This window comes from Halobacillus sp. (genome assembly GCF_049282395.1).
Taxonomy (GTDB): Bacteria; Bacillota; Bacilli; order Bacillales; family Halobacillaceae; genus Halobacillus.
Genome location: NZ_JBAPTY010000286.1, coordinates 37827 through 43838, shown reverse-complemented (window position 1 = coordinate 43838; position 6012 = coordinate 37827). Strand labels below are relative to the sequence as shown.

The following is a 6012-nucleotide window of genomic DNA, read 5'->3' as shown; positions in this document are numbered from 1 at the left end:
GGAACATCTATGGGTATTCATGAGTCTCAGTCTCTGTTCTGGGAGAACTTTATTTCTAGAAGGGAATCCTTTTGGCAGAATCATTACGAATTGTTTAAAAGACACGCACCGGAAAAATTCGAGGCCCTGCCGCTGGATCAATTTTACCGGGCCATTAATGAGGTAAAGCCGTCACTTATTCGAATTGAAGCTGATGAATTAACCTACTGTCTTCATATAATGGTTCGTTACGAACTCGAAAAAGCTTTAATAGGCGAAGAAATAGAAGTAAAGGATCTGCCGAAGTTATGGAATGAAAAAATGGAAGAGTATTTGGGTGTTAAGCCTGAAATGGACTCCGAAGGCGTGCTACAGGACATTCACTGGGCCGGGGGAGATTTTGGTTACTTTCCGTCTTATGCGTTGGGATATATGTATGCAGCCCAAATCGAAAAACAAATGAGCAAAGAAATTGATATTAACCGAGTAATTGAACAGGGAGATTTTAATCAAATAAAAGAGTGGTTGACGTCTCATATACATCAGTATGGCAAGATGAAAAAACCGCTTGAACTCCTGGAAGAAGTGACTGGGGAAGGGTTAAACCCTGATTATTTGGTAGACTATCTGACCAATAAGTATAAACACATTTATCAATTTTAATATAGTTTAGAGATAGAAAACCCAGCTGTCAGTACTGACAGCTGGGTTTTCTTAATTAAGAAAATTCTTTTTTTAATTCAGGTTTTAATAATCCAGCATCCTCATAAACAGGGGCTATTTGTTCCGTAAATTCCGAGAATTTTTCATCAGCTTGCGATAAATCTGCCTCTTCTACGTTAGATTCTAGTGCACTTGCAACCTCTTCATAGTAAGATTGAAGAGAAGGAAGTGCTTCTTCATATGTAGTGATTACATCTTCAGGCAGGTCGGCTTCTATTGAATAATTTGACGCTGCATCGGCAGCCTCTGCTGCGGCTGTCTGAGCTTCTTCCCCTGCAGATTTGATGGCTTCTGGGTCCGGCTCTTCAGCAACCATGGCTTCTTCATAAGCGGCAATTTTAGATTGATAAGGCTGGAAAGTGTCCTGCATATTCATCTGGACGCTCATGATTTCTTTCTTCATTGCCTGGTCATCGTTTTTGCTTTCTTCTTCACCTGAAGATTGTTCTTCCGTCTGATTTTCAGAATCACTGCCTGATTCATCAGAAGAGTCATTATTACATCCGGCGATAACCAGCGTACCTGCAATGCCCAGCATAAGTAACCATTTCTTCATAAATAATCCCCCTTTAAGTTATGTAACACGTTTATTCTAGGGGAGGCGGGAATGAATGTAAAGAAATTGCAAAAATGTTATAATATACTGAAAATTTTATTTATTTTTTACTTCGGGAGGTCTTAGTATGTATTTACCAGATTTTCGATTAGATAATAAACTTGCCGTCGTCACGGGTGGCACCAAAGGTATTGGGAAAGCAATTGCTCTTGCCTATGCCGAATCAGGAGCCGATGTAATCTTAATTGCCCGTAATGAAAAGCAGCTAAACAAAATGAAAGATACAGTTGAATCTCTAGGACAGCAAGCTTATACGATTTGTAAGGATATCCAGCAATATGATGCGATTAAAGAGGAAGTGGAAGAAATCCGTGGTGATCGAGCTATAGATATTTGGGTCAATAATGCAGGGATGAACATACGCTCAGAAGCTGAACACGTAAGTGAGGAAGAATGGGACCAGATTGTTTCAACCAACATGAAAAGTGCGTTTTTCTTATCTCAATATGCGGGAAGGGTAATGAAACAACATAGACAAGGAAAGATTATTAACATTTCTTCCGTAGGCGGTCATACCGCGTTAAGAACCGGAGTCGTATATGCTATGACAAAGAGTGCACTTATTCAAATGACAAAAAACCTTGCTCTGGAGTGGGGTAAGTATCAAATTAATGTGAACGCCATCGGTCCGTGGTACTTTCCGACTTCATTAACGGAGCAGTTGTTACAGGATGAAGATTATGTACAATCCATTCTTGAAAGAACACCATTAAACCGAATAGGAAAGCTTGAAGAACTGTCTGGTGCCGCAGTATTTCTTGCTTCAGACGCAGGTAACTATATGACAGGCCAGACTCTTTTTGTAGATGGCGGAATGACGATTTATGGATTTTAAGTATATACGAGCAATCAACCCTGGTTGATTGCTCGTTTTTATTTTAAGTTGAAAACTGGAAGACAGCTTTCTTTAAGCTCATAATCAAGCCGGATTAGGAGCATATTAAAAAAAAGGAGGTTGTCGAATGGCCTATATACTTTCAACCGGACTGCAACAAGCTGAGTATGAATATTCTCAAGACACAGTACAATCACTTATTTACAACCTATTCCCTCTCAAATCTCATGAAAAAAAACGGCTGCTGCCAATCTTCGAACATGCTCAAATAGATAAAAGACAGTTCTCAGCAAGTATGGAGTGGTTTGAAGATCCGCACGGATTAAAGGAGAGAAATGAATTATTTCACGAAAAGGCTTTGAAATATGCTAAGGGTGCTATTAAGTCGTGCTTATCTAATCTTCAGTTCTTAAAGCAAGAAGTGAGTCCTTCTATGATAGATCATATTATCTTCGTATCTTCTACTGGAATCAACACACCTACACTGGATACTTACTTTATTAATGATTTAAACTTCAAAGAAACGGTGAAAAGGACTCCTATGTTCGGATTGGGATGCGCGGGAGGTACAAGCGGAGTGGCACGAGCGTTTGAATGGCTTCAAGGTCACCCTGAAAAAAATGTTTTAGTAGTATGTGTGGAACTATGCAGTTTAACCTTCCAACTAACCGATCAGCGAGTAAGTAACTTTGTAGGAACTGCATTATTTGGAGACGGTGCATCAGCGGTACTCATGAGTGGAGAATGTTCAAAACTTCGAGAAATGGCTGCCCTGACCACGGCTAAGGTATTAAATTCAAGTTCCAGACTCAAGCCATCGAGCACGGATGTAATGGGATGGAGAGTAGTGGATACAGGATTTGAAGTTATTTTTAATAAAAGCATACCAAGATTAGTAAAATCATTTTGGAGTCTTCATATGAAGGATGTTTTAGCTGAAAACCTTTGGGAAATCAATGAGTTGCCGTTTATCGTTGCCCATCCCGGTGGAAGAAAAGTGCTGGAAGGTTACAAGGAAGTATTTGAATTATCCGATCATACGTTAAAGTTTTCAGAGAATGTGTTGAGGAATCACGGAAATATGTCCTCCCCTACGGTGCATTTTGTATTAAATGAGGCGATGGCGAGTGAACCTGAAAAAGGTACAAGGTCCTGTATGACATCCCTCGGACCTGGTTTTAGTTCAGAAATCGTAAGTTTGGAGTGGATGTAATGGAAGGATTTTTATGGATTCTGTTTTCTTTTTTGGTTATTCAAAGGTTAGCAGAGTTAGCTCTTGCCAGGTCAAATCGAAAATGGATGTTGAACAGAGGAGCCATTGAATCAGGAGAAAATCATTATATTTTATTTATTGTGCTCCATAGTTTATTCTTTGTTTCACTTTTTTCAGAGTTTGCTTTCACTTCGTACCATTACAGTCGTGTATTTTATCTTTCTCTTAGCATGTTTATCCTTCTTCAGGTCTTAAGGATATGGTGTATCTCTAGCTTAGGGAGAAGGTGGAATACACGAATTCTAACCTTACCTGATGAAAAGCCTATAAAGAAAGGTCCATACAGGTATATCCCTCATCCCAATTACGTTATCGTGTTTTTTGAATTACTATTTATTCCTCTGCTGTTCCAAGCCTATATAACGGCGATTGTATTCCCATTTTTACATTTGCTTGTACTCATGGTACGCATTCCTGCAGAAGAAAAGGCTTTAGAAGAGAGGGTATAAGACTTATTGACAGTTGCTTTTTACAGAAGAGGTCTGCTATAATCTAATTAGTATTGAAAATCATTATCATTTAGAAGGGTGCGGGAACATTATGATGGTGATCATCTTTTTGATTGTCGCTGTTTACAGTTGCTTGATGGTTTGGGTATTGGAAAAATTTGGATCAGTACCTGCTCGCTCGGTTATGGATATAGTAAAAGGGAATGTAAAACCAACTCCTTCACAAAATCGAAAATCATATGAACGAACAATTTCAGCCAGGTAAATACACCTGGCTTTTTATTTTTGCTATAATAGAGAAAAAGAAGGAAAAATGTCGAAAGCTGATTACTGTCTAATTCATTAGAAGAACTTTAAAATTGTAGCTTAATCTTACCTTCGTGTTCCTATTTTCAAGAAGCGCTAGTCGTTTATACATAGTTGAGCGTTAAGCGTAATGGACCAATTTAAAAGGCAGTAAAATGTAAGGAGTGACTTATGAAAAAAAACCATGCATTAGCCTACTTTTTAGAGGATTTGTGGACGAGGGGGTTTAAATTAAGTGATGAAGATGTGAGATTTATTTACTTTGGTAAGAATTCAGCCAATGCTTCCGAGTGGAAAACCATTATTGCGGTAAAGATTACTTTAAAATTCCAGCAAGCTTTTGACCCAAGTTTTTTCATAAGTGTATTGGAACACATTGCTAAGCCGCATATTAATTCGAAACGTCAGGCCTATCGGTCTATAGAAGAACGCGTTTCTTCTTCTAAACTTCCTTTAAAGTAAGGATCTGTGAACTTTCTGCAACGAAATGAAAGGAAGCAGGTCCCTGTTATAAAGCAGGGCGTAAAACGTACAGACCGTTTCTGAGGAACTTTTACTTAACCTCTTGCTCTTCCCCCGCATTATTGCATGATAAGCGTTAAAACAGATACAAATCTGACTTAAGTAACCATAGATCATTCAACCACTTATCAATAATCCACCTGGGCACCAAGGCTGTTGGGAAAAGTAAAAACTTGTAGAGAAAGCTTTGTTTCTCTACAAGTGTGTTTTCAGCTAGGCTTTGTATATTTTAAAAGCGCGGCGCGGGCAACTCGGTCTGCGTTTTTATTTTGCTTTTCTGGCACCCACTTATAGAAAACGTAAGGAAAGATTTTTTCCAATTCCTGAATAGTCTTCAGGAAAAATGAGAATTTCTCATTTTTGGTATAGCCTTTTTCAATGGTATCAATGACTATTTTTGCATCAGATCGAATAGATATGATTTCTTCAGGGAAATCTTCTCTGCATACTTCAAGGGCCTTAATTACAGCTAAAAATTCTGCTTCATGGTTATTTCTTTCATTTAGATAGAAGCTGTGCTCTATAAGTGTGGCTCCTTGTTTGATAATTACTCCAGCAGCACTAGGGCCTGGATCACCGCTTGCCGCAGCATCTGTATAAACTTCGATCAATTCAAACAGCTCCTTCAATATTCAGCGTGCTTAAACTTTTTGGCTGCATATAAAAATGGGGTATCGATAGCAGCTACAATAAATTTAATAATATAAGTTGTCAAGAATATCTCCAGCCAAACTTCGAAAGGGTAGAGCCCTAAAAAAGCAATAGAGCAGAAGATGGCGCTGTCTAAGAGCTGGCTGACCATTGTGCTTCCATTATTTCTTATCCATAGCGTTTTATCACTTGAGAATAATTTCTTCAAGCGTGCGTACATCCATACGTCAAAATACTGACTAATAATATAAGCTATCAGGCTGCCAAGAGCAATGCGGGGCACAATGCCGAACAAACTCTCAAGAGCAGGCTGAGCCACATCATTTTCTCCAGGCGTAAACTGAATGGCCAACTGCATCATGATGGTCAAAGCTATCAGGGTAGAAAATCCCATCCAAACAGCTTTTCGGGCATCTTTCTTTCCGTACTTTTCATTTAATATATCTGTGGCCAAAAAGGCTGTTCCATAAATGATATTTCCGAGAGTTGCATTTAATCCGAATAATTCAACTGTTTTGACTACCTGAATATTGGCAACTACCGTGGACATTCCTATCCATACAAAAAGTCCGGGTTTACCAAAGATGCGGTAAACCATTAGTAATAAGCTGAAATTAATGATAGCGAATAAGAGCCATAACCATTCATTACTCATTTA

Annotated in this window: 7 protein-coding genes and 1 pseudogene; 5 read left to right on the top strand and 3 right to left on the bottom strand. The window is 38.7% G+C overall.

Features of this window, described 5'->3' with window-relative positions; translation table 11 throughout:
* Positions 1-642 (top strand): annotated as a pseudogene (locus WAM07_RS12640) (carboxypeptidase M32); the annotation flags it as partial.
* A gap of 55 nt (positions 643-697) precedes the next feature.
* Here the strand turns inward: WAM07_RS12640 and WAM07_RS12635 are convergent.
* On the bottom strand, positions 698-1258 hold the full coding sequence (locus WAM07_RS12635; protein WP_422167351.1) for a hypothetical protein: 561 nt from the start codon (positions 1256-1258) through the stop codon (positions 698-700).
* A gap of 127 nt (positions 1259-1385) precedes the next feature.
* Between WAM07_RS12635 and WAM07_RS12630 the strand changes: the two genes are divergently transcribed.
* From WAM07_RS12630 to WAM07_RS12615, 4 genes are all read left to right on the top strand, one after another.
* The gene (locus WAM07_RS12630) at positions 1386-2153 is read left to right on the top strand and encodes an SDR family NAD(P)-dependent oxidoreductase (RefSeq protein ID WP_422167349.1); all 768 of its coding nucleotides are present in this window, start codon (positions 1386-1388) and stop codon (positions 2151-2153) included.
* A 127-nt stretch (positions 2154-2280) separates the two neighbouring features.
* Complete coding sequence (locus tag WAM07_RS12625) at positions 2281-3366, top strand: type III polyketide synthase (protein ID WP_422167347.1); 1086 nt, start codon at positions 2281-2283, stop codon at positions 3364-3366.
* Positions 3366-3875: an isoprenylcysteine carboxyl methyltransferase family protein gene (locus WAM07_RS12620; protein ID WP_422167346.1), complete on the top strand. Its 510-nt coding sequence runs from the start codon at positions 3366-3368 to the stop codon at positions 3873-3875. Before WAM07_RS12625 ends, WAM07_RS12620 begins: the two co-directional genes overlap by 1 nt.
* A 477-nt stretch (positions 3876-4352) precedes the next feature.
* On the top strand, positions 4353-4643 hold the full coding sequence (locus WAM07_RS12615) for a DUF6123 family protein (RefSeq protein ID WP_422167344.1): 291 nt from the start codon (positions 4353-4355) through the stop codon (positions 4641-4643).
* A gap of 269 nt (positions 4644-4912) precedes the next feature.
* Here WAM07_RS12615 and WAM07_RS12610 read toward each other — a convergent pair whose 3' ends face one another.
* Together WAM07_RS12610 and WAM07_RS12605 are read right to left on the bottom strand one after the other, a co-directional pair.
* Positions 4913-5314 (bottom strand): ribonuclease HI family protein, encoded by a 402-nt coding sequence (locus tag WAM07_RS12610; protein ID WP_422167342.1) that lies wholly within the window; start codon positions 5312-5314, stop codon positions 4913-4915.
* Between the two features lie 14 nt (positions 5315-5328).
* Positions 5329-6009 carry a queuosine precursor transporter gene (locus WAM07_RS12605; RefSeq protein WP_422167340.1) on the bottom strand — a complete coding sequence of 227 codons (681 nt, stop codon included), beginning with the start codon at positions 6007-6009 and terminating at the stop codon, positions 5329-5331.
* Positions 6010-6012: the final 3 nt, after the last annotated feature.

Bases quoted from the DNA above. Each gene is read 5' to 3' on its own strand.
- WAM07_RS12635 (WP_422167351.1), bottom strand. From the start codon at position 1,258: ATGAAGAAATGGTTACTTATGCTGGGCATTGCAGGTACGCTGGTTATC.
- WAM07_RS12630 (WP_422167349.1), top strand. From the start codon at position 1,386: ATGTATTTACCAGATTTTCGATTAGATAATAAACTTGCCGTCGTCACG.
- WAM07_RS12625 (WP_422167347.1), top strand. From the start codon at position 2,281: ATGGCCTATATACTTTCAACCGGACTGCAACAAGCTGAGTATGAATAT.
- WAM07_RS12620 (WP_422167346.1), top strand. From the start codon at position 3,366: ATGGAAGGATTTTTATGGATTCTGTTTTCTTTTTTGGTTATTCAAAGG.
- WAM07_RS12615 (WP_422167344.1), top strand. From the start codon at position 4,353: ATGAAAAAAAACCATGCATTAGCCTACTTTTTAGAGGATTTGTGGACG.
- WAM07_RS12605 (WP_422167340.1), bottom strand. From the start codon at position 6,009: ATGAGTAATGAATGGTTATGGCTCTTATTCGCTATCATTAATTTCAGC.